The organism is Ruegeria sp. ABM4_193 (genome assembly GCF_056158705.1).
Genome location: NZ_JBSWTT010000001.1, coordinates 3,029,244 through 3,053,903 on the forward strand (window position 1 = coordinate 3,029,244; position 24,660 = coordinate 3,053,903).

Consider the following 24,660-nt stretch of genomic DNA (forward strand, 5'->3'; position numbering starts at 1 on the left):
GACGGGAGAAAGGGCAGCGCCCTTACTCCTCAACCTCCGCATCCAGGAGTTCCATATTCAGGCCGAGGCCACGGACTTCTTTCACCAGAACGTTGAACGATTCCGGTACGCCCGCTTCAAAGTTATCCTCGCCCTTGACGATCGACTCATAGACCTTGGTCCGGCCGGCGACGTCATCCGATTTCACGGTGAGCATCTCCTGCAAGGTGTAGGCGGCGCCGTAAGCTTCCAGAGCCCAGACTTCCATCTCACCAAAGCGCTGACCACCGAACTGCGCCTTACCACCCAGCGGCTGCTGGGTAACCAAGCTGTACGGCCCGGTTGAACGCGCGTGGATCTTATCGTCCACAAGGTGGTGCAGTTTCAGCAAGTACTTGATGCCCACGGTCACCGGACGCGCGAATTGCTCGCCGGTACGACCGTCGAACAGAACCGACTGACCGCTTTCCGAGAAGCCCGCACGCACCAGCGCGTCGTTGACGTCAGCCTCTTTGGCACCGTCGAAGACCGGGGTTGCGATCGGAACACCGCGGGTCACGTTGCCCGCAGCCTCGATCAGGCCATCCTCGTCCAGACCGGTGATGCCTTCTTCGTAGACATTCTCGCCATAGGCCAGCTTCATCGCTTCGCGCACCGGGGTCAGGTCGCCGGAGCGGCGGTATTCACCCAGAGCCTCATCGATGTTCAGACCCAGACCGCGTGCGGCCCAGCCCATATGGGTTTCAAGGATCTGACCGACGTTCATACGCGAAGGCACACCCAGCGGGTTCAGACAGAAGTCAACCGGCGTACCATCGGCCAGGAACGGCATGTCTTCCATCGGAACAACCTTGGAGATCACACCTTTGTTCCCGTGACGACCGGCCATCTTGTCGCCCGGCTGCAGCTTACGCTTCACGGCGATGAAGACTTTGACCATCTTCATCACACCCGGCGGCAGATCGTCGCCACGACGGACCTTCTCGACCTTGTCTTCAAAACGGGCGTCCAGAGCACGCTTTTGCACTTCGTACTGCTCGTTCAGAGCCTCAACGATCTGTGCGTCCTGCTCACCTTCAAGCGCCAGCTGCCACCACTGACCACGGGTCAGGGTTTCCAGCAGGTCCTCGGTGATCACCGACCCTGCCTTGACGCCTTTCGGGCCTTTGACAGCGGTTTTGCCAAGGATCAGGCCTTGCAGACGCGCATAGATGTTGCGGTCCAGGATCGCCAACTCGTCGTCCCGGTCACGGGCCAGACGTTCGACTTCCTCACGCTCGATCTGCAGCGCACGCTCGTCTTTCTCGACGCCGTGACGGTTGAAGACGCGGACTTCCACGACCGTACCGTAATCGCCCGGCTTCACGCGCAGCGAGGTGTCGCGCACGTCAGATGCTTTTTCGCCAAAGATGGCGCGCAGCAGCTTTTCTTCCGGGGTCATCGGGCTTTCGCCCTTCGGAGTGATCTTGCCGACCAGAATATCGCCCGGTTCAACATCCGCGCCGATGTAAACGATGCCCGCCTCGTCGAGGTTGCGCAGCGCTTCTTCACCGACGTTCGGGATGTCGCGGGTGATCTCTTCCGGGCCCAGCTTGGTGTCACGGGCGGCGACTTCGAATTCCTCGATATGGACCGAGGTAAAGACGTCATCACGCGCGATACGTTCGCTGATCAGGATCGAGTCTTCGTAGTTGTAACCGTTCCACGGCATGAACGCGACGACCACGTTCTTACCAAGCGCCAGTTCACCCATATCGGTCGACGGACCATCGGCAATGACCTCGCCCTTCTGGACGGTGTCACCCACCTTGATCAGCGGACGCTGGTTGATGCAGGTATTCTGGTTAGACCGCTGGAATTTGCGCAGACGGTAGATGTCAACGCCAGCGTCGCCCAGTTCCAAATCCTCGGTGGCGCGGATAACGATACGCTGGGCATCGACCTGGTCGATGATACCGGCGCGTTTCGCCTGAATCGCAGCACCCGAGTCGATCGCAACCTTTTCCTCGATACCGGTACCGACCAGCGGTGCCTCGGCCCGCAGCAGCGGAACCGCCTGACGTTGCATGTTCGAGCCCATCAGAGCGCGGTTGGCGTCGTCATTTTCAAGGAACGGGATCAGCGATGCAGCGACCGAGACCAGCTGTTTCGGCGACACGTCGATCAGGTCCACATTCTCGCGCGGGGCAAGCGTGTAGTCACCGGCCTGACGGGTCGAAACCAGATCATTGATGAACTTGCCATCGGCATCCAAGGTCGCGTTCGCCTGCGCCACGGTGTGACGCATTTCCTCGGTCGCGGACATGTAGTGAACCTCATCGGTCACCTCGGCGTCTTTGACGACGCGGTACGGTGTTTCGATGAAGCCATACTTGTTCACGCGGGCAAAGGTGGCCAGCGAGTTGATCAGACCGATGTTCGGACCTTCTGGCGTTTCAATCGGGCACATCCGGCCATAGTGGGTCGGGTGTACGTCGCGCACCTCAAAGCCCGCACGCTCACGTGTCAGACCACCGGGGCCAAGCGCCGAGAGACGGCGTTTGTGGGTAACCTCCGACAGCGGGTTGGTCTGGTCCATGAACTGCGACAGCTGCGACGAACCGAAGAATTCGCGGACAGCAGCCGCAGCAGGTTTCGCGTTGATCAGGTCCTGAGGCATGACGGTGTCGATCTCAACCGACGACATACGCTCTTTGATCGCACGCTCCATGCGCAACAGACCGACGCGGTACTGATTCTCCATCAGTTCGCCAACCGAACGCACACGACGGTTGCCGAGGTGGTCGATATCGTCCACGTCGCCTTTGCCGTCACGCAGTTCCACCAGCGCCTTGATGCAGGCAACGATGTCTTCGCGGCGCAGAGTGCGCAGGGTGTCCGGTGCATCCAGAGCCAGACGCATGTTCATCTTCACGCGGCCAACGGCGGACAGGTCGTAACGCTCGCTGTCGAAGAACAGCGTGTCGAACAGGGCTGACGCAGCTTCGACGGTGGGCGGCTCGCCCGGACGCATGACGCGGTAGATGTCCATCAGCGCGGTTTCACGGCTCATGTTTTTGTCCTGAGCCATGGTGTTGCGCATGTACGGACCAACATTGACGTTGTCGATGTCCAGAACCGGGATGTCGGTGATGCCCGCATCGATCAGCTCTTTCACGGTGCCGCCAATCAGGTCGCCGTCTTTGTCGTATTCCAGGGTCAGCTCATCACCGGCTTCGACATAGATCGCGCCGTTTTCTTCGTTGATGATGTCCTTGGCGACAAATTTGCCAACGATGTGATCGAACGGAACCAGCAGGTCGGTGACGGTGCCTTCGTCGATCAGCTTCTTGACCGCGCGCGGGGTGACTTTCTTGCCGGCCTCAGCAATCACTTCACCGGATTTGGCGTCGACCAGATCATAGGTCGGGCGTGTACCACGCACACGCTCGGGGAAGAATGGCGTGACCCAGCCCTTCTTCTTGTCCAGCTTGTAGGACACGGTGTTGTAGTACGCGTCCATGATCGCTTCCTGATCCAGACCCAGCGCGTACAGCAGGGTGGTCACAGGCAGTTTGCGGCGACGGTCGATACGGGCGAACACGATGTCCTTGGCGTCGAACTCAAAGTCCAGCCAGCTGCCGCGATACGGGATAATGCGGCAGGCAAACAGCAGCTTGCCCGAGGAATGGGTCTTGCCCTTGTCGTGGTCAAAGAACACACCGGGCGAGCGGTGCATTTGGGATACGATCACACGCTCGGTCCCGTTCACGACGAAGGTGCCGTTCGGTGTCATCAAAGGCATATCACCCATGAAGACATCTTGTTCCTTGATGTCTTTTACCGATTTCGCGCCGGTGTCCTCGTCGACATCAAACACGATCAGTCGCAGAGTGACCTTTAGCGGCGCGCTGTAAGTCATGTCGCGCTGCATACACTCTTCGACGTCATATTTTGGTTTTTCCAGATCGTATTTCACGAACTCCAGAACGGAGGTTTCGTTGAAATCCTTGATCGGGAAAACCGACTGGAACACACCTTTGATGCCTTCGCCGTCTGTCGGCTGCTCTGCATCGCCGGAGCGCAGGAAAAGATCATAAGAAGATTTCTGTACCTCAATAAGGTTCGGCATCTCCAGCACTTCGCGGATTTTGCCGTAGTATTTACGAAGACGTTTCTGGCCAAGGAACGTTTGAGCCATGTCAGATGTCACCTTTCGATGTTCTCAGCGGGCAAAGACACCGTCGGGCCCCGGCATCTTGCACAATCGAGACAACACGTCCGGATCAATTCATGGCCACCGTCCCGAAGGCGGCCTCCCGATCCGAAAACCGTGTCTTAGAAAACGCCCCACATGTTGAGGCCCTTTCTAAGACAGGTTCGGCTGGACCCGGATTTCTCCGGACCCAGCCAAATTTTTCGGCGCATCAGCGATGCACCTGAGACTAAGCTTAGGCCAGCTCGACTTCGGCGCCAGCTGCTTCCAGCTTGGCTTTGACGTCTTCTGCTTCTGCTTTGTCTACGCCTTCTTTGATCTTGCCGCCGGCTTCGACCAGTTCCTTGGCTTCTTTCAGACCCAGGCCGGTGATGCCGCGAACTTCTTTGATGACGTTGATTTTCGATGCGCCGGCGTTCTTCAGAACGACGTCGAATTCGGTTTTTTCTTCCTCAGCTGCACCGCCGGCGTCGCCGCCTGCTGCGACCATTACGGCACCGCCAGCTGCGGGCTCGATGCCGTATTCGTCTTTGAGGATGGTTTTCAGTTCTTGTGCTTCCAGCAGGGTCAGACCCACGATGCTTTCTGCGAGTGCTTTCAGATCAGCCATTGTATTAGCTCTTTCCGTTTTACAGTGTGTGTTCCAACGTCAGGGCATATGCCCCACGCAGATCATTCAGTGCCAACCGCTTACGCAGCTTCCGCCTTCTCTTCGATGGTGGAAAGGATGCTTGCGATGTTGCTTGCAGGTGCGCCAATCGCGCCGGCGATGTTCGAAGCAGGTGCGCCAATGCAGCCCACGATCGAAGCAATAAGCTCCTCGCGAGACGGCATTTTCGAAACTGTTTCGACGCCTTTGCGGTCCAGAGCGTTCTCACCCATTGCACCGCCGAGGATCTCAAAATTCTTGTTATCCTTGGCGAAGTCCTCGGCCACCTTGGCTGCTGCCACAGGGTCCTCGGAATAGGTCAGAACGGTCATCCCTGTCAGCAGGTCGGCCATGCTTTCACACGGCTTACCCTCAAGGGCGATTTTGGCGAGCCTGTTCTTGGCAACACGCACGGAACCACCCGCGTCACGAGCACGTGCGCGAAGGTCCTGCATCTCGGCAACTGTCAGACCGGCGTAGTGAGCAACCACTACGACGCCAGAGCTTTCGAAGATTTGGCCGAGTTCCTCGACCACTTTCTCTTTCTGGGCTCTATCCACAGTTCTCTCCAAGTTTGGGGCGATACCTCACCCCGGCTCATATTTGCCGCAGCTTTCGCTCCGGCGTTCAGGTCCGTTATTACGGGATTGGCCAAAATGCGCCCGAGGGTGGGACCCTCAGAATTCTTTGGTCTTACCCGTCTCAGGCAGGGAATTAAGGGATCGAATGGACCCACCCACCGTCTTGGACGAAACGAAAGAAAGCGCACGACGAATCGCACGCTTTATTCCGCAGGTCTACTTAGGGCAGATAGGCGGGGTTTCCAAGGGGTAAATTTGCGTCAATCGCAAGCGTACTTTCACATTCATCGAAGCGGGTAAGTTTCACCTCAACATTGCTTCCGGATTCGGCGATCACGGCCAAAAGTGCCTAGCCCTCCTCAACACCGCTTGGGAACCCAATTCAAACTCAAATGCTTATGATGACCCTCAGAAATTTCCAGGGTCTCAAGCAGAACGAATGGAAAGTGATTTTGACTGACTAAGTTCTCTCGGCGCCGATCAGGAGCGTAAACGGATAGTCAAAAAAAGATGTCGCTGCGGTAACGTCTTTCAATAACCTTTTGATCATTCCCGGATCAAGAGAGCCAATCTTCGAATGATGAGGCCAAAGTGAGCGCCCAAAACTCGGGTTCAGGAGTATCTGTGGGCTGCAAGGACATCGATGGAACTTCCTGCTCAGCCAAATTGGGAAGACCGCGCCCCATCCAACTGGCCAATGAACCACCTTCATCCGCTGACACGGCAGACGCAAAAACGAACGCGTCGTCGCGCGCGCCAACACCCGCAGACAGCGCATCATCAGCAGATCGGAATGAAACCCCTGTATCCACGATCTGCAAACTACCACTCGCAACCGCTGCGATCGCGTTGACCAAAGCCGGACTTCCAGGTGTGTTTGCAGTGTCTGTGGTCGCAACCGTGCCCGGCAGTTCACCCTTCATTTGCTCGATAAGGTCAGGGTTCAATCTGCGTGCGCAATATCCACACATTGTATTCTCCAAGAATGCCACCTGACAGGCCCACGATCCCGTCTTGCTGAAATAGAATTTCTACGTTCGGTATTCGAGAATTACGGCAGTTTTTGGGCTACCAGTTCAAAACCGAACTTTACCCTTGCACCAGTATGGTTTGCATAAAACGCCGAGAGTGTGAAGTTTCTAGATTTGCTGCAAAAAGTTGGCCCTTCTGTGGGGGCATGGATTGGACCCAAAAAGACACAAGAAAAATCCCGGGCAGTTCGCACCACCCGGGATCAATTCTTCCAAGCTGAATGCCAGGGCTTATTCGCCGGAAGCTTCCGCAACATCCAGTGTCACGCCCGGGCCCATGGTCGAGCTCAGCGCGATTTTCTTCATGTAGGTGCCTTTGGCGCCCGACGGCTTGGCCTTGGCAACAGCCGAGACAAAAGCGCGAACGTTTTCAACCAGCTTGGCTTCGTCAAACGACGCTTTGCCAACGCCAGCGTGCACAACGCCGCCTTTTTCCGCCTTGAACTGAACTTCACCGCCTTTGGCTGCTTCCACGGCCGCTTTCACGTCCATGGTCACGGTGCCAACTTTGGGGTTCGGCATCAGGTTACGGGGACCCAGAACTTTACCCAGACGACCGACGATCGGCATCATGTCCGGGGTGGCAATGCAGCGATCGAATTCGATGGTGCCGCCCTGAATGGTTTCCATCAGGTCCTCTGCGCCAACGATATCTGCGCCAGCTTCTTTCGCTTCGTCCGCCTTCGGGCCACGAGCAAAAACAGCAACGCGCATCGCTTTACCGGTGCCGTTCGGAAGGCCAACAACGCCGCGAACCATCTGGTCTGCGTGACGAGTGTCAACGCCCAGGTTCATCGCGATTTCGATGGTCTCGTCGAATTTCGAGGTTGCGTTGCCCTTGACCAGAGCAACAGCTTCTTCAACCGACAGGTTTTCCTTGCCGGCGACAGCTTCGCGCGCAGCGCGGGTACGTTTACCGAGTTTTGCCATCTTACTTCACCTCGATGCCCATAGAGCGGGCCGAGCCCAGGATGATCTGCATTGCGCCTTCGACGTCGTTGGCGTTCAGATCTTTCATTTTGGCTTCGGCGATTTCGCGAACCTGCTTCGAGGTCACGGTTGCCACGGTCTCACGACCTGGGTTTTCCGCGCCACGAGGACGGTTACGCTTGCCGACCGGCTTCAGACCAGCTGCTTTTTTCAGGTAGTAAGACGCGGGCGGCGTCTTGATGTCCATTGTGAAGGACTTGTCCTGATAGTAGGTGATCACGGTCGGGCAAGGAGCGCCGGGCTCCATGTCTGCTGTCTTGGCGTTGAACGCCTTGCAGAATTCCATGATGTTGATGCCGCGCTGACCCAGCGCCGGACCAACTGGCGGCGACGGGTTCGCCTGACCTGCAGGAACCTGCAGCTTCATTGTACCAGCAAGCTTCTTGGCCATTTGGTTTTCCTTTCAACTTAGGCAGGACGCGTCCCACCCAGATTATGTTGCGTGGTTCGGACCGGGATCGCGATCCCAGCAACCTCCCACGAGAGAATCTCGCCCGAAGACGATAGAGGCGGCATTTATAGCGGAAAGGTGACGTTGGCAAGAGGATCCCGCCGTATTCCTGAACCATACCTGCACTAGCCAAACCAAACGTTGCGACAGACTGGAGCGACTTAGAAGTTACCTAATTTGAATACAAAAGTTGCGTACGAACCGCCGACGGTTATCTTAGGGCAACTTAGTTAAAGAAGGGGCGGTCTGGGATGGCATCATCTCGACGAAGCAGGGGACTACTGATTTGTGCTCTTTTTGCTGTGTTGCCGGGGTGCGGCAGCAAAGCACAAGATCAGGGCACAGTATCCGAGACAGTTGCCCAATCAGAAGCATCCCAAAACGCTTCCTCACGCAACACGGCAGGCATTGATCCCGCTACCTATGCCGGTCGCTTTCAGGTAAAATTGACCAAAGAAGTTCCTCTGCGCGATATTCCCGTTCCCTTCACCGTCTACGGCGGTCTAGAGGAATCCAGCCCAACCCGACTGCGATTGCGCGCGTTCATGGATTTGCGCGGATTGCAGGAAAAGGCGCCCCAGATTTTGACGGGCCCCCTGGAAGAAAGTTGTAAGCGTCAAATCTATCTTGAGGTTCGAGACGTTACTGCCATAGGCGAAACTGTAAAGGTTGAGGGGTCAGCTCGTGCTCAGTTCACACGATGCAAGCGGAATGAAGAAGCGGGCTTTCGGTTTTTCGGGGCCACGGTGGATGCGGTCGCTGTCGCCAAGGCAGAAGTGAAGGGTCAATGCCTTACATTCAGCATCGAAAGTGCCGATCTCAGCCCGCGCGGATTTATCGGTGCTGTCACCAACTTTTTCGGCCTGACAAACCGCATCAACGAAGCGGTCCTTGAAAAGGGTGGGGAGTTTTTGGCGGCCAATCCGGTTTGTCCGCCACTGCCCGAAGAATTCTCTGTTCTTGATCCGAATTACGAATCCGGCGGAACCCGCGAAATCGCACCCGGAGGATTGGGCGCCGCTGTTGTCGGATCAGCGGATGTAAGTGCTGAGACAATTGTGAAAGTCCTTGCAGGTCTGAAAGAACTTGGCGTGTTGGAGTTTGCTGAATGAGACTTTGGTTTATCCTCCCCGCCTTTTTGGCATCTTTTCTGGACGCCCGCGTACCCGACGCGCAGCAAGTGGACTTTGTCATCGATGCGACACTGCCCGTTCGCGATACAGAATTGCCATATACACTCGATCTGAACCTCACCGCCACTGCGCCCACTCGGATCGGGGTCGGTGCCCTTCTCGACCTGCGCGAAGTTCAAAAGGTTGTGCCCGAGCGGTTGGCTGACAATGCAATCGTCGACAATTGTGGCCTGCAGGTCCGACTAGATGATTTGAGCTTTAAGGCCGAAGACCAAACAATAGATTTGGATGGGGATGTGACCATCACGATCTTTGAATGCAGCCGCACCGGTGAACGCAACTTTGAACGCGGTGAAGAAAAAAGAGCGATCCTGGCCAGCTTGTCCACCGAAGCGACTGTCGAAGTGCGGGACAACTGCGCCTATTTCAAGCTTATTGATCTTACTCTAACTGCCCCCGAAGAACAGCGAGAGCAACTGCTGGAAGATGACACTTTAGACTCAGTGAAGGAGTTGATGTTGGCAGCTGTGGATCTTGCCCTGAACGACACTCCTTTGTGCCCGGAACTCCCGGCAGAGCTTGCGTCACTCGACCCAGCCTACGACAAAGGCGGCCCGCGCGAGATCGGAGAAGGTGGTGTTGGCGTTTTCCTTGAAGGCTCAGTTGACGTCAGCCCTTCGACAATCCTCGACATTCTGACAGTGCTTCAACAACAAGAACTTATACCGGGTCGACCCTAGCGCAGACCAAACCTCGCCCGTCGAACCTCTCTTTTTTCTGGTTGGAAAACTGGGGTGTCAAAACAACAAACGCCGCGCTGCTCGAAGCACCGCGGCGTCTAATACAAGTGAAGAGTAATTAGCTCTGCTTTGTTACCTGCGTGAAGTCCAGTTCGACCGGTGTCTCGCGACCAAAAATCGAAACCGAGACTTTCAACTTCTGAGCTTCGTCGTCCACGCCTTCGACCATGCCGTCGAAATCCTCGAACGGGCCGTCGTTGACCTTGACCTTTTCGCCCACCTCGAAGGTGATCATCAGTTTCGGCGCTTCTTCGCCTTCCTGAACGCGGTTGAGGATCTGGTTCACTTCGGCATCGCGCATCGGCATCGGGCGGCCTTGCGGGCCAAGGAAACCGGTGACGCGGTTGATCGAATTGATCAGGTGATAGCCCTGATCCGACATTTCCATATGCACCAGCACGTAGCCGGGCATAAAGCGGCGCTCGGTTGTGACCTTCTTGCCGCGGCGCACTTCGATCACCTCTTCGGTGGGCACCAGTACTTCGTCGATATCGTCCTCAAGGCCCTGCTCAACCACCGACGTGCGGATCTGTTCTGCGATCTTCTTTTCGAAATTCGAAAGAACGCTGACCGAGTACCACCGTTTCGCCATGAACCTGTCGTCCTTGTCTGTCTTCGGGGTATCGGATGTGCCGGATACGCCCGTCATTGAAATCTTATCACGTCATCCGGAATAAAAAGCGGCGCGCAGCCCGAATCGCCACACGCCCATTCCGAATAGTCCTGCGTCAACTACTCTGACATTGCCCGCAGTGCAAGGGGCTGCAGCGTTTCGACGCTTAGCTGAACGCGCCCAGGATCAACTGAAGACCACCCCGGATTCCGAGATCGACCAACGCAAAGAATACAGCCGTAAGCGCCGCCATGATGAAAACCATAACCGTGGTCAACAGCACCTCGCGCCGGGTCGGCCAGACGACCTTGGACACTTCGGCACGGACTTGCTGAATGAACTGAATCGGGTTGGTGGTGGCCATTTGGCGTGTTCTCTCTGCTAGCGGATGGCCTGGACATAACCGGGCATTGCGGCAATTTCAAGGGCAGTTGGATCAACTCTGCCCAATGCGGTCAGGGTTTGGGTTTGTCGTCCCATTCATCGCTCAGGATCCGGCGCGCATCGCCTTCGGGGTCTTCGTACTGGTTTGAACGGACAGTATAGATAAAGGCGACCAGACCAACGCCGCCCAGCAACAAAGAAATCGGGATGAGATAGGCAAGAACTTCCATCTGGCTTACCTCAGCCGAAGGGCATTGAGCGACACGGTGATCGAAGAGGTCGACATCGCCAAAGCCGCGATCAATGGAGTTGCAAGCCCAATCACTGCCAAAGGAACGGCAATCACGTTGTAAATTGTCGCTATGCGGAAGTTTTCTCGAATGCGTTTTGTCGCTTTGACCGCCGTGTCGCACGCATCCGCGATGGGGCTCAGGTCATTGCCCAACAACACAATGTCCGACGCCACCCGTGCGGCATCCAACGCTGATGCCGGTGAGATCGAAACATGCGCTGCCGCTAAGGCCGCTGTGTCATTCAGACCGTCGCCCACCATCAGGACATGGTGACCCTTATCGCTGAGGTCCTGAATGCGCTGCGCCTTGTCTTGCGGCAAAGCTTCGGCAATCCAATCTGTGATCCCCAGTTTTTCAGCCAACGCGCGCACTGCCCCCTGCGAGTCGCCGGACATCAGGACCATATGCTTGCCAGCGGCACGCAACGCGTCGACCGCCTGGGCCGCGCCCGGACGCAACGCGTCTAAGAAGCGGAACGCCACAGGTGCGTGATCACCAATCGCCAGCCAGGCACAGGTTTCACTGCCCTGCTCTGCCCCGACCCAAGCGGCCCGGCCCAAACGCACGCGTTGACCACGGTATTCACCTTCGGTGCCGTAACCCGGAACCTCAACGACGCCCCGCACGCTGGCAGGCTTGATCCCGGCCTCACGCGCGGCTTTCGCCAAAGCCACGGACAAAGGGTGTGCCGACGCCTCGGCCAGCGCCAGGGCAACTTCGACCTTCGCGCGGGAATGATCCCCTAGGTTGACCAGTTCCGGCGCACCGGATGTCAGAGTGCCCGTTTTGTCGAACACCACCGTGTCAGCCTCGGACAGACGTTCCAATGCGGTTGCATGTTTGATCAACATACCTTTGCGGAACAACCGGCCAGACGCCGCCGTTGTCACCGCTGGAACGGCCAAACCCAGAGCACAGGGGCAGGTGATAATCAGAACCGCCGCCGCGATATTCAACGCCGTGCGGATATCGCCGGAATAAATGTACCAGCCCAGAAAGCTGAGCGCTGATAGGATGTGAACGCCCGGCGCATAAAGCTTGGCCGCCTTGTCAGCCAAAGAGGTATAGCGCGACCGGCCGGATTCAGCGATGGCCACCAGATCCGCCATGCGATGCAGCGACGTATCCTCGCCCACTGCTGTTGCGCGCAGGGTCAAGGGACCAGTCAGGTTGACCTCACCCGCACTGACCAACTGGCCGATTTCGGCAAATACAGGCACCGTTTCCCCGGTCAGTAGCGAGCGGTCGAGTTCAGACTGGCCAGACACGATCTCACCATCCACAGGCATCCGACCGCCCGGGCGCACAAGGATCAAATCGCCAACTTTCAGATCAGCAACTGCGGTTTCATGTTCTACGCCATCCACCAAACGGATCGCGCGCGGCACCTCAAGCGCGGTTAGTTCTTCGGCGGCGGAACGGGCTGCGGCACGGGTGCGGTAATCCAGATAACGTCCCGCCAGCAGGAAGAAGGTGAGGGTCAGGGCCGCATCGAAATAGGCGTGCTCGCCACTCAGCGCGGTTTCCCAAAGCGATGTGACCAGCGCCAACAAGATCGCCAACACAATGGGCACATCCATGTTCAGGCGGCGCACCCGCAAGGCGCTCAACGCATTGGAAAAGAAGGGCTGGGCTGAAAACGCGATGGCAGGCAGAGCAATCGCGGCAGAAATCCAATGGAACATGTCCCGCGTAGCGTCAGTGGCCCCGGACCAGACCGAAACCGACAACAGCATGACGTTCATGGAGGCAAACCCGGCAACCGCCAGGCGCATCAGCAAGTCGCGCCCTGCCTTGTCCGTCTGAGTGGCCGACAAGGCACCCGGATCAAGCTCGTGCGCTTCAAAACCGGCTTTCTCAAGCACTGGGATCAGATCGACAGCGCGCGTTTCAGGCGCTGCTTTGATCATCGCGCGTTTCAGGGTCAGGTTCACCCGTGCATCTTCGACGCCGGGATGCGCGTTCAATTCCCGCTCAACCGTTGCAATACAGGCCGAGCAGTGAATACCCGGCAATGACAGTGCAATCTGCACATCCTCCGGAATCGGCCGGGCGGGTTCCGCCGGTGCCGCAAGGCAGCCCGGACAGGCTGCAGTGCCGGAAGAAAGCTGCACGGTCATCGCTTACCCCTTCACATACAGCGGAACGCGCTGCGAAAATTCCGCGCCATCACTGTCCCGCGCCACCAGACGAATGTTCCAGTTACCCTCGCCCAACGTAGCTGGCGTGGCGTAGGCTGTTCCGTCAAAGGTGAAATCAGGCACGAAATCCTCGCGCACATGGGTCGCGCGGCCCACAACAGCCTGCAACTCGCTGACCTGAACAGGTGCGCCGCTTTCGTCAGTGATGTGCAAGATCAGCAACCCGCCCTTGGTTTCAGCCCGTACGGTCCACCCCAGTGCTTGCTGTTCTTTCAGACGTTCGTTGAACTCCTGACTGGCCACGTATGAATTCTTGACCTCAAGCCCCGGAAAGGTTTTGACCGCGCTGTAAGCCAGCACAAGGTTTACGGTGATGATCACGCCAAAAGCGCCGATGAATACCGCCAAAGCGTGCTTTCCCGTGAATTTCCGTTCCGCCATGATCAATTCCCCCGTCCGTTAAACGTGGTGTCCTTATAGGCCCGCTCACCGCTGCTCAGATCTTCAACCCAGATGCGGACCGGCGTTGTATCCGCTCCGGCTGGGCCCGAGTCGCGGGACGAGATGATATACACTCGGGTCAATTGTGCCGTATCTGCCGGAACATTCACAGTGTGCAGGTTCGTGCCTTCGATTTCCAGACGCATAGCCGGATCCCCGGTCAGAGACAGAGTGAACAGTCGATCTTCGCCATGCTTGTTACGCAACCGCACGTCATAGGTGTTGCGAATTGTGCCATCGGACAGGGTCACAAATGTCGGGTTACGAACCGGAGCAACGGTCAGGTCAATATCCGAGCGGATGAACAAAGCGAACAGCAACGCAAAACCAACCAGCGACCACAGGGCCGTGTATAGGATCGTGCGGGCGCGGAAAATATGCGTCCACACACTTTTCGGCGGCTGCCCAGACCGCTCGCGCGTTTCATCGCTGAGGGCCATATAGTCGATCAGCCCGCGCGGCTTACCGATCTTGGCCATCATGTCATCACAGGCATCAATACACAGGGCGCAGGTGATGCATTCCAGCTGCTGACCGTCACGAATGTCGATCCCAACTGGGCAGACATTCACGCAGGCCATGCAGTCGATGCAATCCCCCAACTCGGAATCCGCTGTCCGCTTGCCTTTTCCCCTTGGTTCGCCGCGCCATTCGCGGTAGCCGACAACCAGCGTGTCCTCGTCCATCATCGCCGCCTGAATGCGTGGCCAAGGGCAGGCGTAGATGCAGATTTGCTCGCGGGCGAAACCACCAAAGAAGAACGTGGTGCCCGTCAGGATCAGCATCGTCGTATAGGCGACTGGATGCGCGTTGCCTGTGACCAGATCCACCAAAAGCGTCGGGGCGTCTGCAAAATAGAATACCCAGGCCCCACCCGTTGCCAGACCGATCAGGAACCAGACGGTCCATTTCGTGGCCCGCAGCCGGACCTTGCGGAAATCGAGCTTTTCCTGACGGTGCAGACGCAGACGGGCGTTTCGATCCCCTTCGATCCAACGTTCAACCAGAATGAACAAATCGGTCCAAACTGTTTGCGGGCAGGCATAGCCACACCAGACACGCCCCAAGGCCGAGGTGAACAGGAACAGGCCCAGACCGGCCATGATCAGCAGACCGGCGACAAAGTAGAATTCGTGGGGCCAGATTTCGATCCAGAAGAAATAGAACCGACGATTTGCCAAATCCAGCAAAACTGCCTGATCCGGCTGGCTTGGCCCGCGATCCCATCTGATCCAGGGTGTTACATAGTAGATGCCCAGTGTCACGATCAGGATGATCCATTTCAGGTTCCGAAACGGCCCTGAGACACGTCTTGGAAAGATCGGCTCTCTGGCTGCGTAAAGGCTGGGGGCGGGATCGGAATCGCTCACTGGCTGGCTCCACAAATGGGTCTTCTAAAGGCGACTTGTTCCAGATCACGGGCAAGCGAACTTTGACATGGGTCAAAACGCGCATCGAACACACATCTTTTGCAAATCAGCCGACCCTGAGTGTGTCGGAGCAGAGATGTTTTGCCCGCTTTTTCACTTATTTTAGCAGAAAAACCGCGATTGTCGCGAAAGCTGCTGTGTCGCGGGTTAGCCGCAGGTCACATACCGGCCAATTGTCGCAGCCCAAGACTACGCCCGCCTGGACGCGTCAAAGCTGCCCGCATCACTACAGACAACTCAACGAAACTGGCAGAACGTGGTAAAAGTGGGCACCGGCTGTTCAGGAAACGCGCGAACAGATGGAACAGCCGGTGCCACAGCCTTCGGGCAGCGAACTGCCCGAAGGTGTTCCTTATGGTTTACTGACCACCACCCAACTGGTGGACATAGGCCGTCACGGCGCGGATCTGCGCGTCGGTCAGGCGGTTTTCCCACGGAGGCATTACGCCAAAGCGGCTGTATGTGACTGTTTCGGTCAGAGCCTCTTCGCTGCCACCGTAAAGCCAGATCGCGTCGGTCAGGTTCGGAGCGCCCTGAAAGACGTCGCCCTGGCCGTTATCGCCGTGGCAGGCAGCACAGTTGTCCTCAAAAACAACCTTGCCCGCTTGCGCCGCCGCATCGTCCGTCTGCGCATTGGTCAGCGACATGACATATTGGACAACCTGGGTGATCTCTTCGCTTTCGAGAATCTCACCAAATGCCGGCATTTCAGAATAGCGCGCATCGTCGCTTTCTTCGTTCCTGATACCATAGGCAACGGTGTACTCGATATCTTCAAGCGTACCGCCCCACAGCCAGGCATCGTCCAGCAGGTTGGGGAAGCCGGGCGCGCCTTGAGCACCGGAACCGTGGCACTGTGCGCACCAGGTGCGGAATACGGCCCCGCCAGAGTTCACGGCGTATTGCTGCAGTTCGGGGTCCTTCGAGATATCCTCGAGCGGTGTCTCGACCAGCTTGGCATTCCAAGGGGCGTTTGCCTCTTCGAACGAAACCAGCTCCTGCTGAACCAGCTCACGCGAGGACCATCCCAGAACCCCTGCTGTTGCAGATTGAACCAGCGGCCATGCCGGATACATGATCGTATAGATCAGACCCCAGAAAATGGTCGCATAGAAGGTCCACAGCCACCAGCGCGGCATCGGGTTGTCGAATTCCTCGATCCCATCCCAGGAATGGCCGGTTGTGTTTGGATCACCCGGCTGTTTTTCAGGTGTCTTGCTCATTGCCGCGCCTCCTTGGATGTGGCGGGTTTGTCTTGATGCCGGAACGGGATGTTGGCGGTGTCGTTATATTCTTTGCTGGCACCAGGGCGGAACACCCAGATGATGATGCCGATAAAGAAGACGAACAACACAAGCAGCATCCAGCTATCCGCGAACTGTCGCAGGAGTGTATATTCTTCCATCACACCCTCCTTAGCGGCTTGCGTCCGGGGTGAAGGTCGAGAAATCGACCAGCGTGCCCAGCATTTGCAGATAAGCGATCAGCGCATCGGCCTCGGTCAGATCAGACTGGCCGTCGAAGTTACGCACGTTGACTTTATCGCCATAGCGTTCCAGCAACCCGTCATAGTCGCTGTCCGGATCGGCCTGCGCGCGGAAATCGGCCACGGCGTTCTCCAGCATGTCTTCGGTATAGGGCGTGCCGACCAGAGCGTTGGCGGCCATGATGTCACCGATATACTCACCGTCGATCTTGCGGGTTTCGAGGAAGCCGTATTTAGGCATCACCGATTCCGGCACCACCGACTGCGCATCACGCAGGTGGCGTACATGCCAGTCGTCCGAGTAGCGGCCACCGACGCGGGCCAGATCAGGCCCGGTCCGCTTGGACCCCCACTGGAACGGGTGGTCATACATCGACTCAGCCGCCAGCGAGTAGTGGCCATAACGTTCGACCTCATCCCGCATCGGACGGATCATCTGGCTGTGGCAGACATAGCAGCCTTCGCGCAGATAGATCTCACGACCCGCCATTTCGAGTGGGGTGTAAGGGCGCATGCCCTCCACCTTTTCGATGGTGTTCTCAAGGTAGAACAGCGGGGTGATCTGAACGATGCCACCGATAGTTACGACCAGGAAGCTGAAGATCAGCAGGAGGGTCGCGTTGGTCTCGAGGATCTTGTGTTTGTCGAGAATTGCCATTGCTCCGGCCCTCCTTATTCAGCCGGGACTGCGACGGTCAGGCTGGCCTCTTTGGCCGGCGCTTTCCGTACAGTCATCCACAGGTTGTAGCACATGATGACCGAGCCAGCGACGAACAGGACACCGCCCAGCGCACGCACCACATACATCGGGAATTTGGCAGCCACGGTGTCGGCGAACGAGTTCACCAGGAAGCCGTTGGCATCCACTTCACGCCACATCAGGCCTTCCATGATACCGGTGACCCACATCGAAGCGGCGTAGAGCACGATGCCGATGGTGGCGAGCCAGAAGTGCCAGCTGACCATCTGCAACGAGTACAGACGCTCGCGCTTCCACAGGACAGGCACCAGGAAGTACAGCGCACCAAAGGTGATCATGCCGTTCCAGCCCAGCGCGCCCGAGTGCACGTGACCAATGGTCCAGTCGGTGTAGTGGCTCAGAGAGTTCACCGCGCGGATCGACATCATCGGGCCTTCAAAGGTGGACATGCCGTAGAAGCCGACCGAGATCACCATCATCCGGATCACAGGGTCGGTGCGCAGCTTGTCCCATGCACCCGACAGGGTCATCAGGCCGTTGATCATACCACCCCAGGACGGCATCCACAGGATCACCGAGAACACCATGCCCAGCGTCGAAGCCCAGTCAGGCAACGCGGTATAGTGCAGGTGGTGCGGACCAGCCCAGATGTACAGGAAGATCAGTGCCCAGAAGTGGATGATCGACAGCTTGTACGAGAAGACCGGACGCTCGGCCTGTTTCGGGATGAAGTAGTACATCATGCCCAGGAAGCCCGCTGTCAGGAAGAAGCCCACGGCGTTGTGGCCGTACCACCACTGGATCATGGCGTCTTGAACACCCGACCAGACGATGACCGACTTCGAACCCCAGATGCTGACCGGAATGGTCATGTTGTTGACCAGATGCAGCATGGCAACGGTCACGATGAACGCCAGATAGAACCAGTTTGCCACATAGATGTGGGGTTCTTTCCGTTTGATGATCGTGCCCAGATAGACAGCAAGGTAAGCAACCCAAACAACGGTCAGCCACAGGTCAACATACCATTCAGGTTCAGCATATTCTTTGGACTGTGTACCGCCCAGAATATAGCCAGTCGCGGCCAGCACGATGAACAGCTGATAGCCCCAGAACACGAACCATGCGAGGTTGCCGCCCCACAGACGCGCTGCGCTGGTGCGCTGCACCACGTAGAACGACGTTGCGATCAGCGCGTTACCGCCAAATGCAAAAATCACTGCCGAGGTGTGCAGCGGACGCAAACGTCCAAAGTTCAAATACCCTTGCGCCCATTCGAAGTTGAGCACCGGAAACGCCAACTGGAACGCAATAAAGGTTCCCGCCAGGAACCCTACAACGCCCCAAAAGGCGGTTGCGATCACGCCGTAGCGGATCACGTCATCCATGTATTCGCCCGAACGATCGACAAGAATATCTGGCTCTTCCGTGTTTCGAAGCGTCCAGATGAACAATCCACCGGCGATAAGCATCACCAGAATCGCATGCACCTGATACGCCAAATCGCGTGCATAATTTGATCCGATGGCGGCAAACACCACGACCAGACCAAGCACGATCAGCTTGATGTAATTCGACATATTGCGTCCCTTTGCCGTGCTTCGCGCGATTTTGATTCTTTTGACACGCGAAACCTATTTGACTGGCTGCCGTTCTGAAGCACGACAGCCGATGTTGCTTTGATCTGTATCAAGACAGTTCCCCGTTTTCTGTGACACGCATTGAGGATGAAAGAGGCCAACCGGTCGCATGAGACCATATGCCCGAACTAAGAGGTCGAAATGGCGTACAAATCCCTTCTCACTGTCATGACCGAAACGCAGACAGCTCAGACCGCACTGGCGCAGATGGTGGCGCTGTCGGATTCGCAGGATGCCCATGCCGAAGCGCTGTGCCTCGGTGTCGATCGCAGCCAGACCGGTTACTATTACGCCGGAGCCAATGCACTGATCGTTCAGGAAACACTCAGCCGGGCCAATGCCGAGGCACAAGAGTTGCTGACATTTGCCCAGGATTATCTGGGCAAATCCGGTGTTCGCTGGTCCGCCGAACACGGTGTGGCGCAGATTGCCGACATAGGGCGACATGTTGCACATCGGGCGCGGTTTTCAGATCTGGTGATCTTGCCGCATCCTTACGGCAAAGACCGTGGAGCCGAGGCCGAGCCGATTATTGAAGCGGCTATGTTCGAAGGCCATTGCCCGGTTCTGGTGGTACCTGATGACACCCCACCCCTAAAAGCGCCGCGCAATGTGATGATAGCCTGGAACGAAAGCGTCGAGGCGATGTGTGCCATCCGGCGCGCTCTGCCCTTCCTGAAAAAGGCGGAACTGGCCCGCATCGTCGTCATTGATCCGCCGCGCCACGGCCCTGACCGGTCGGATCCTGGTGGGATGCTATCTCAGATGTTGGCCCGACACGGGGTCAAATGTGAGATCGATGTCCTGAGCAAGACCATGACGCGCGTGTCAGACATTCTGAACCGCCATGCATCAGATACGGAATCGGACATGATCGTGATGGGTGCCTATGGGCATTCGCGCTTCCGCGAGGCCATACTCGGCGGGGCCACCCGCAATATGCTGGAACAGTCTTCCGTCCCAGTGTTTCTGGCGCATTGAACTTTGTCTAAATTGAAAAAAGCCGCCCGAAACGGCGGCTTTTTTCATGCTTTGCGGATAAGGCCGATCACGAACAGCAAAATCACGGCCCCAACGGTCGCAAAGAAGATCGATGAAAAGAACCCTCCGCCCACCGAAAAGCCAAGCGCCGGGAAAATCATGCCCGCCAAAAACGCCCCGACGATTCCAACGATGATGTTACCCACAAGGCCAAATCCACGGCCTTCCATGATCTTGCCTGACAGCCACCCGGCGATCGCGCCGATGAAAAGCATTGCCAGGACACTGCCGAAAACCATGCTAAGCTCCTGAGTTTTTTTTAGCCGCAATCCAAAGACTGCGGCCACTGTTTTGCGGCACAAAGACCGGGATCAAACCAAAAAGCCACCGTCCGAATCGTCACCGGCCTCTTCCATCAGACGGCCCATGTCGGGAATGGTCACGTGGCGCTTGCCTTCCAGCGTGATCACGCCTTCCTTTTTCAAGGCCGAGATCTGGCGGCTGACAGTTTCAAGCGTCAGACCCAGGTAATCCGCCATGGCCTCGCGGGTCAGGGGCAGATCAAACACAATCGGTCCCGCCAGACCTTTCTGACTGATCGACGCATCCCTGCGTGCGATGATCGACAATAGGCTCGCGATCTTTTCCCGTGCAGTCTTGCGTCCAAGCACCAGCATCCATTCGCGGGCAGCGTCAAGCTCGTCCAGAGTCATCTGCAACAGACGATGCGCAATATGCGGTGTCGTCGCCATCAATTCTTCGAAGGGCTTCTTGCGGAAACAACACATGACAACATCCGTGGTCGCCTGCACATCGTAGGGCGCAGCCTCACGCCCGGGTCGGCCGACAAAGTCACTGGGCAACAGCAAACCCACCATCTGGGTACGCCCGTCTTCCATTGTCTGTGTCAATGACGCGATCCCGGCCACGACCGAGCCTACAAAATTCATCTGATCGCCGGACCAGATGATCGTTTGTCCCGCCTCGAAGCTGCGGTAATACTTAATGCTTTCAAGCTCTTCCAGCTCATCGGCATCGCAACGGGCGCAGACTGCTCGGTGTCGAATCGGGCAGTCTTCGCAATTGGAATGATCAAACTGTGCTTTTACTGTCATGCGCGTTCCTACTTGATCTCCATCAAAGCAACCAAGTTGTCGGTGCCATAAGGGTATCGCCATGATAGTGAAACCACAATTGGCAAAGCTTGGACTTTTTGACGCGAAAGTACCGCGTTACACAAGCTACCCCACCGCCCCCCACTTTAGCAATGATGTGGGAGCAGACATGTTTGGCGACTGGATTTCGGGGATCAAACCCGGCAGTGCCATTTCCCTGTACATCCATGTTCCGTTCTGCCGCAGGCTGTGTTGGTTCTGTGCCTGCCGGACACAAGGAACTCAAACCGACAACCCGGTTATTGCCTATGTGGACGTTCTGAAGGCCGAGTTGGACCTGCTTGCAGCCCGCCTGCCCGAAGGTGTGGTGCTGTCGCGCCTGCATTGGGGTGGCGGCACGCCGACCTTGCTGAACGCGCAGCTGATGCGCGAATTGGCGCAGCATATTCTGGGTATCGTACCCATGGGATCTGATGCCGAATTTTCAGTCGAGATTGATCCCAACGAAATTGATGAAGCCCGTCTGGATGCGTTGGCGGACGCAGGTATGAACCGTGCCTCGATCGGGGTGCAGGATTTCGACGACGAAATTCAGAAAACCATCGGTCGTATTCAAAGCTACGACACCACCCGCGACGCCATCGACATGATCCGTGAACGTGGCATCACCAGTTTGAACGCAGATATCCTTTATGGCCTGCCGCATCAGACAAAGGCCCGGATGACCGAAAGCGTGCAGAAGCTGCTTTCGCTCAGCCCGGATCGCGTGGCGTTGTATGGCTACGCGCATGTGCCCTGGATGGCGAAGCGCCAACAGATGATCCCGTCCGACGCGCTACCCACGCCGGAACAACGGCTCGAGCTGTTCGATACCGCCCGACGCCTGTTCCTGTGGGACAACTACGCCGAAATTGGCATCGACCATTTCGCTACACAGGATGACGGGCTGACCCATGCCTTGCGCGCGGGACGCTTGAAGCGGAACTTCCAGGGATATACCGACGATCAGGCCGACGTTCTGATCGGGGTCGGGGCCAGTTCGATCTCGCGCTTTCCGCAAGGCTATGCGCAGAACGCCTCGGCCACCTCGGCGCACACAAAAGCCGTCCGTGACGGACAGTTTTCAACAGCCCGTGGACATCTGTTCAAAGGCCAGGACATTCTGCGCGCACGTCTGATCGAAGCGCTGATGTGTGATTTCCAGATCAACAGCGCTGAAATCCTGCGCGACCACGACGTCTCGGCCGCCACGCTGAATGATATGTATCACTCCGCCAACGCCGATTTCGACGGGCTTCTGCGGATCACTGATGACGGGCTTTTCATCCCGCCCGAAGCGCGCGCGTTAACCCGGATGATCGCCCGCAGTTTTGACGTGTATGACCTGAGCAAAGCCGGGCACAGCTCGGCAATCTGACCTCTTTGCTGCGGGCAATTTCTGGCCCGCAGACCACAAAACGCAACGAGGGCTTGACGCACGCCTGCGGTTTTTCCCACACTCGTGCTGTGGGGTGAAGTTTCGCCCTGCACCCTGAGGCGGGCAAAATACAGACAGTCCTTGCCGACGCAAATGCGGCGGATGCCCCTTTCGTGCAGCCATTCTGCAACCTGAAAGAGGGACAACACTCATGCGCGTCTTCACCGTCCTCGGGCCCAGCCAATCGGGCAAATCTACCCTGGTCGAGGCCATCAGCCGCCTCGACGGGCGCCCCACAACATTCGATGTTTCCGGAACCGTGCATTTGCACGGTTTTTCTTACCTGGACGAGCCCTGGTGCGCGATCGACGTGGATGGCGGTGGCGATGCGCTCGCCTATGTCGGGCCTGCAATGGCCATATCGGACGCCGCCGTGGTGGTCGTGCCACCCGACCCGAATGCCGCTGTTCTGTGCGCGCCTTACCTGCGACTAGTCGAAGAAGCGGGCATCCCCTGTTTCCTGTTCATCAACCGGATGGACAATCCCAATGGCCGCATCCGCGACATCATCGCGGCCCTGCAAACATACTGCACCCATCATATCGCCTTGCGTCAGGTGCCCATCCGCGAAGGAGACACGATCATCGGCGCGGTCGATCTGATCTCGGAACGAGCCTGGAAATATCAGGAAGGCCAACCCTCGGCCCTGATCGAACTGCCACAATCCGTGGAAGATCGAGAGCAGGAAGCACGAACCGAGTTGCTGGAAACCTTGTCCGATTTCGATGACCACCTTTTGGAACAGCTGATCGAGGACAAACAGCCGCCAAATGACGAAGTGTATGATCTTGCCGCGCAGGTCCTGCAAAATCACCAGTTGATCCCCGCGTGCTTGGGTGCAGCGAGCCATGGCAACGGGCTGACTCGCCTGATGAAAGCACTGCGACACGAAGCGCCTGAATTTGATATCGCCGCAGGACGCGACGAGGCTGCAGACAGCGCACGCGCTATTGCCGGCTTTGCAGATGTCAAAAAACACATTGGAAAGATCGTCGTTCTGCGCGGCCTTGGGGACGGTGTACAAGCGCACGAGGCCTTGGGCGGTGAAACCGTAGGCAACCTGACAACGCTGGATGCCAAAACCCATATCGCGACACTGGAAGCGGGGCAGATTGGTCTGGCGGTGAAATCCGATCACCTCAACCCCGGCTATATCTACGACAGCTCTTCTGCGACGGAGCTGCCGGAATGGGCTTCCTCGCACCCGGTTGCGCATCGTCAGATCGTCTCACCCGCGCATGAGCGGGACGATGTGCGCCTTTCCAACGCCCTAAGCCGTCTGGCCGAAATCGACCCCGGTCTGCACCTGCAACAGGATGAGTTGAGCGGCCATTCCATCCTTGGATCGCAAGGCCCACAACACATGCGCCGTGTGACCGCGAAGCTGGCTGAGGATTTTGGGATCGAGATTGAAGCGGATCAGGTCGAAACCGCCTATCGCGAGACCATCCGCACGCCCGTCGAACATCGCCACCGCCATCGCAAACAATCCGGCGGGGCCGGACAGTTCGCGGATGTGGTGATCTCGGTCGCACCCCTGCCTCGCGGGTCGGGGTTCCAGTTCGAAGAGGTGGTTAAAGGCGGTGCAGTACCCAAGAACTATATTCCGTCGGTGGAACACGGTGCCAAGGACGCGCTGGAACAAGGCCCCGAGGGATTTCCGGTTGTGGATGTCAAAGTGACCCTCAGCGACGGCAAACACCATAATGTGGACAGTTCGGACTATGCGTTCCGCACCGCAGGCAAAAACGCGGTACGCGAAGCGCTGCCTCAGGCCAAACCGGTGGTTTTGCAACCGATTCTGACCGCAGAGATTCACCTGCCATCGGACTTTGTTGGCGATCTCGTACCAACGATCAGTTCGCTGCAAGGGCAGGTTCTGGGATTTGAGGGCAACCCAAACGCGTCAGGGTGGGAGATCTTCAACGCCCAGATCCCCGCCGTGACCGAGGATGAACTGCACCGCACCCTTGCCAGTGCCACGCGCGGAACCGGATGGGTCAAGCTGACCTTTGATCACTACGAAGAACTGCGCGGACCAGTGCCGAAAGCGGCGACCAAAGAAAAGGCAAGCGCTTGATGGCCTGAGG

General features: G+C 57.3%; 23 protein-coding genes. 5 read left to right on the plus strand and 18 right to left on the minus strand.

All coding sequences use genetic code 11. The annotated features are described in order from the left end of the window. Window positions 1–22: 22 nt before the first annotated feature. From rpoB to rplK, 6 genes are all read right to left on the minus strand, one after another. A complete protein-coding gene (gene rpoB, locus ACXADZ_RS15155; protein ID WP_171096004.1) occupies window positions 23–4,159 on the minus strand; it encodes a DNA-directed RNA polymerase subunit beta in 4,137 nt (1,378 codons plus the stop codon). Window positions 4,160–4,409: 250 nt separating this feature from the next. Further along, window positions 4,410–4,784, minus strand: coding sequence for a 50S ribosomal protein L7/L12 (gene rplL, locus ACXADZ_RS15160; protein WP_170446876.1), 375 nt, complete (start codon window positions 4,782–4,784; stop codon window positions 4,410–4,412). An 80-nt stretch (window positions 4,785–4,864) separates the two neighbouring features. Then, entirely contained in the window at window positions 4,865–5,383 is a 519-nt protein-coding gene (gene rplJ, locus ACXADZ_RS15165; protein ID WP_170387618.1) for a 50S ribosomal protein L10, read from the minus strand. Between the two features lie 578 nt (window positions 5,384–5,961). Then, window positions 5,962–6,375, minus strand: coding sequence for a hypothetical protein (locus ACXADZ_RS15170; RefSeq protein ID WP_171670540.1), 414 nt, complete (start codon window positions 6,373–6,375; stop codon window positions 5,962–5,964). Window positions 6,376–6,666: 291 nt separating this feature from the next. Continuing rightward, window positions 6,667–7,365 carry a 50S ribosomal protein L1 gene (gene rplA, locus ACXADZ_RS15175; RefSeq protein ID WP_171180094.1) on the minus strand — a complete coding sequence of 233 codons (699 nt, stop codon included), beginning with the start codon at window positions 7,363–7,365 and terminating at the stop codon, window positions 6,667–6,669. A 1-nt stretch (window position 7,366) separates the two neighbouring features. After that, window positions 7,367–7,816 (minus strand): 50S ribosomal protein L11, encoded by a 450-nt coding sequence (rplK, locus tag ACXADZ_RS15180; protein WP_010440985.1) that lies wholly within the window; start codon window positions 7,814–7,816, stop codon window positions 7,367–7,369. A 506-nt stretch (window positions 7,817–8,322) separates the two neighbouring features. Between rplK and ACXADZ_RS15185 the strand changes: the two genes are divergently transcribed. Both ACXADZ_RS15185 and ACXADZ_RS15190 read left to right on the plus strand, forming a co-directional pair. Further along, window positions 8,323–8,988 (plus strand): hypothetical protein, encoded by a 666-nt coding sequence (locus ACXADZ_RS15185; protein ID WP_475197598.1) that lies wholly within the window; start codon window positions 8,323–8,325, stop codon window positions 8,986–8,988. Continuing rightward, on the plus strand, window positions 8,985–9,749 hold the full coding sequence (locus tag ACXADZ_RS15190; RefSeq protein WP_171095996.1) for a hypothetical protein: 765 nt from the start codon (window positions 8,985–8,987) through the stop codon (window positions 9,747–9,749). The genes ACXADZ_RS15185 and ACXADZ_RS15190 overlap by 4 nt, the downstream gene beginning before the upstream one ends. A 118-nt stretch (window positions 9,750–9,867) precedes the next feature. On the opposite strand, the gene nusG is transcribed toward ACXADZ_RS15190, so the two are convergent. From nusG to ccoN, 10 genes are all read right to left on the minus strand, one after another. Then, window positions 9,868–10,401 (minus strand): transcription termination/antitermination protein NusG, encoded by a 534-nt coding sequence (gene nusG, locus ACXADZ_RS15195; RefSeq protein ID WP_171096042.1) that lies wholly within the window; start codon window positions 10,399–10,401, stop codon window positions 9,868–9,870. A 187-nt stretch (window positions 10,402–10,588) separates the two neighbouring features. Further along, window positions 10,589–10,786: a preprotein translocase subunit SecE gene (gene secE / locus ACXADZ_RS15200; protein WP_050605011.1), complete on the minus strand. Its 198-nt coding sequence runs from the start codon at window positions 10,784–10,786 to the stop codon at window positions 10,589–10,591. Between the two features lie 91 nt (window positions 10,787–10,877). After that, on the minus strand, window positions 10,878–11,036 hold the full coding sequence (gene ccoS, locus ACXADZ_RS15205) for a cbb3-type cytochrome oxidase assembly protein CcoS (RefSeq protein WP_074737762.1): 159 nt from the start codon (window positions 11,034–11,036) through the stop codon (window positions 10,878–10,880). 5 nt (window positions 11,037–11,041) lie between these two features. Then, window positions 11,042–13,219 (minus strand): heavy metal translocating P-type ATPase, encoded by a 2,178-nt coding sequence (locus tag ACXADZ_RS15210; RefSeq protein WP_475197601.1) that lies wholly within the window; start codon window positions 13,217–13,219, stop codon window positions 11,042–11,044. Between the two features lie 3 nt (window positions 13,220–13,222). Beyond that, window positions 13,223–13,681, minus strand: coding sequence for a FixH family protein (locus ACXADZ_RS15215; protein WP_171095992.1), 459 nt, complete (start codon window positions 13,679–13,681; stop codon window positions 13,223–13,225). A 2-nt stretch (window positions 13,682–13,683) separates the two neighbouring features. Further along, entirely contained in the window at window positions 13,684–15,111 is a 1,428-nt protein-coding gene (gene ccoG / locus ACXADZ_RS15220) for a cytochrome c oxidase accessory protein CcoG (protein ID WP_475197604.1), read from the minus strand. Between the two features lie 419 nt (window positions 15,112–15,530). Next, a complete protein-coding gene (gene ccoP, locus ACXADZ_RS15225) occupies window positions 15,531–16,394 on the minus strand; it encodes a cytochrome-c oxidase, cbb3-type subunit III (RefSeq protein WP_475197606.1) in 864 nt (287 codons plus the stop codon). Then, window positions 16,391–16,576: a cbb3-type cytochrome c oxidase subunit 3 gene (locus ACXADZ_RS15230; protein WP_171095986.1), complete on the minus strand. Its 186-nt coding sequence runs from the start codon at window positions 16,574–16,576 to the stop codon at window positions 16,391–16,393. Before ACXADZ_RS15230 ends, ccoP begins: the two co-directional genes overlap by 4 nt. Window positions 16,577–16,586: 10 nt before the next feature. Continuing rightward, window positions 16,587–17,315 carry a cytochrome-c oxidase, cbb3-type subunit II gene (ccoO, locus tag ACXADZ_RS15235; RefSeq protein ID WP_171180111.1) on the minus strand — a complete coding sequence of 243 codons (729 nt, stop codon included), beginning with the start codon at window positions 17,313–17,315 and terminating at the stop codon, window positions 16,587–16,589. 14 nt (window positions 17,316–17,329) lie between these two features. Further along, window positions 17,330–18,937, minus strand: coding sequence for a cytochrome-c oxidase, cbb3-type subunit I (gene ccoN, locus ACXADZ_RS15240; protein ID WP_171095983.1), 1,608 nt, complete (start codon window positions 18,935–18,937; stop codon window positions 17,330–17,332). Window positions 18,938–19,138: 201 nt separating this feature from the next. On the opposite strand from ccoN, the gene ACXADZ_RS15245 reads away from it, so the two are divergent. Continuing rightward, window positions 19,139–19,978 (plus strand): universal stress protein, encoded by an 840-nt coding sequence (locus ACXADZ_RS15245; RefSeq protein ID WP_475197608.1) that lies wholly within the window; start codon window positions 19,139–19,141, stop codon window positions 19,976–19,978. A gap of 44 nt (window positions 19,979–20,022) precedes the next feature. Here ACXADZ_RS15245 and ACXADZ_RS15250 read toward each other — a convergent pair whose 3' ends face one another. Both ACXADZ_RS15250 and fnrL read right to left on the minus strand, forming a co-directional pair. Then, complete coding sequence (locus tag ACXADZ_RS15250; RefSeq protein WP_171095978.1) at window positions 20,023–20,277, minus strand: GlsB/YeaQ/YmgE family stress response membrane protein; 255 nt, start codon at window positions 20,275–20,277, stop codon at window positions 20,023–20,025. 72 nt (window positions 20,278–20,349) lie between these two features. Then, a complete protein-coding gene (fnrL, locus tag ACXADZ_RS15255; RefSeq protein WP_171095976.1) occupies window positions 20,350–21,093 on the minus strand; it encodes a transcriptional regulator FnrL in 744 nt (247 codons plus the stop codon). A 61-nt stretch (window positions 21,094–21,154) separates the two neighbouring features. Here fnrL and hemN point away from each other — a divergent pair, with 61 nt between their 5' ends. Together hemN and ACXADZ_RS15265 are read left to right on the plus strand one after the other, a co-directional pair. Then, window positions 21,155–22,510 (plus strand): oxygen-independent coproporphyrinogen III oxidase, encoded by a 1,356-nt coding sequence (gene hemN / locus ACXADZ_RS15260; protein WP_171188729.1) that lies wholly within the window; start codon window positions 21,155–21,157, stop codon window positions 22,508–22,510. A 211-nt stretch (window positions 22,511–22,721) separates the two neighbouring features. Next, window positions 22,722–24,650, plus strand: a complete 1,929-nt coding sequence (locus ACXADZ_RS15265) for an elongation factor G (RefSeq protein ID WP_475197611.1) — start codon at window positions 22,722–22,724, stop codon at window positions 24,648–24,650. Window positions 24,651–24,660 lie beyond the last annotated feature (10 nt).

What these genes read in the sequence shown, in the direction of transcription:
- rpoB (WP_171096004.1), bottom strand. Translation starts at nt 4,159, where the DNA reads ATGGCTCAAACGTTCCTTGGCCAGAAACGTCTTCGTAAATACTACGGC.
- rplL (WP_170446876.1), bottom strand. Translation starts at nt 4,784, where the DNA reads ATGGCTGATCTGAAAGCACTCGCAGAAAGCATCGTGGGTCTGACCCTG.
- ACXADZ_RS15170 (WP_171670540.1), bottom strand. Translation starts at nt 6,375, where the DNA reads ATGTGTGGATATTGCGCACGCAGATTGAACCCTGACCTTATCGAGCAA.
- rplA (WP_171180094.1), bottom strand. Translation starts at nt 7,365, where the DNA reads ATGGCAAAACTCGGTAAACGTACCCGCGCTGCGCGCGAAGCTGTCGCC.
- rplK (WP_010440985.1), bottom strand. Translation starts at nt 7,816, where the DNA reads ATGGCCAAGAAGCTTGCTGGTACAATGAAGCTGCAGGTTCCTGCAGGT.
- ACXADZ_RS15190 (WP_171095996.1), top strand. Translation starts at nt 8,985, where the DNA reads ATGAGACTTTGGTTTATCCTCCCCGCCTTTTTGGCATCTTTTCTGGAC.
- nusG (WP_171096042.1), bottom strand. Translation starts at nt 10,401, where the DNA reads ATGGCGAAACGGTGGTACTCGGTCAGCGTTCTTTCGAATTTCGAAAAG.
- secE (WP_050605011.1), bottom strand. Translation starts at nt 10,786, where the DNA reads ATGGCCACCACCAACCCGATTCAGTTCATTCAGCAAGTCCGTGCCGAA.
- ccoS (WP_074737762.1), bottom strand. Translation starts at nt 11,036, where the DNA reads ATGGAAGTTCTTGCCTATCTCATCCCGATTTCTTTGTTGCTGGGCGGC.
- ACXADZ_RS15210 (WP_475197601.1), bottom strand. Translation starts at nt 13,219, where the DNA reads ATGACCGTGCAGCTTTCTTCCGGCACTGCAGCCTGTCCGGGCTGCCTT.
- ACXADZ_RS15215 (WP_171095992.1), bottom strand. Translation starts at nt 13,681, where the DNA reads ATGGCGGAACGGAAATTCACGGGAAAGCACGCTTTGGCGGTATTCATC.
- ccoP (WP_475197606.1), bottom strand. Translation starts at nt 16,394, where the DNA reads ATGAGCAAGACACCTGAAAAACAGCCGGGTGATCCAAACACAACCGGC.
- ACXADZ_RS15230 (WP_171095986.1), bottom strand. Translation starts at nt 16,576, where the DNA reads ATGGAAGAATATACACTCCTGCGACAGTTCGCGGATAGCTGGATGCTG.
- ccoO (WP_171180111.1), bottom strand. Translation starts at nt 17,315, where the DNA reads ATGGCAATTCTCGACAAACACAAGATCCTCGAGACCAACGCGACCCTC.
- ccoN (WP_171095983.1), bottom strand. Translation starts at nt 18,937, where the DNA reads ATGTCGAATTACATCAAGCTGATCGTGCTTGGTCTGGTCGTGGTGTTT.
- ACXADZ_RS15245 (WP_475197608.1), top strand. Translation starts at nt 19,139, where the DNA reads ATGGCGTACAAATCCCTTCTCACTGTCATGACCGAAACGCAGACAGCT.
- ACXADZ_RS15250 (WP_171095978.1), bottom strand. Translation starts at nt 20,277, where the DNA reads ATGGTTTTCGGCAGTGTCCTGGCAATGCTTTTCATCGGCGCGATCGCC.
- fnrL (WP_171095976.1), bottom strand. Translation starts at nt 21,093, where the DNA reads ATGACAGTAAAAGCACAGTTTGATCATTCCAATTGCGAAGACTGCCCG.
- hemN (WP_171188729.1), top strand. Translation starts at nt 21,155, where the DNA reads ATGATAGTGAAACCACAATTGGCAAAGCTTGGACTTTTTGACGCGAAA.
- ACXADZ_RS15265 (WP_475197611.1), top strand. Translation starts at nt 22,722, where the DNA reads ATGCGCGTCTTCACCGTCCTCGGGCCCAGCCAATCGGGCAAATCTACC.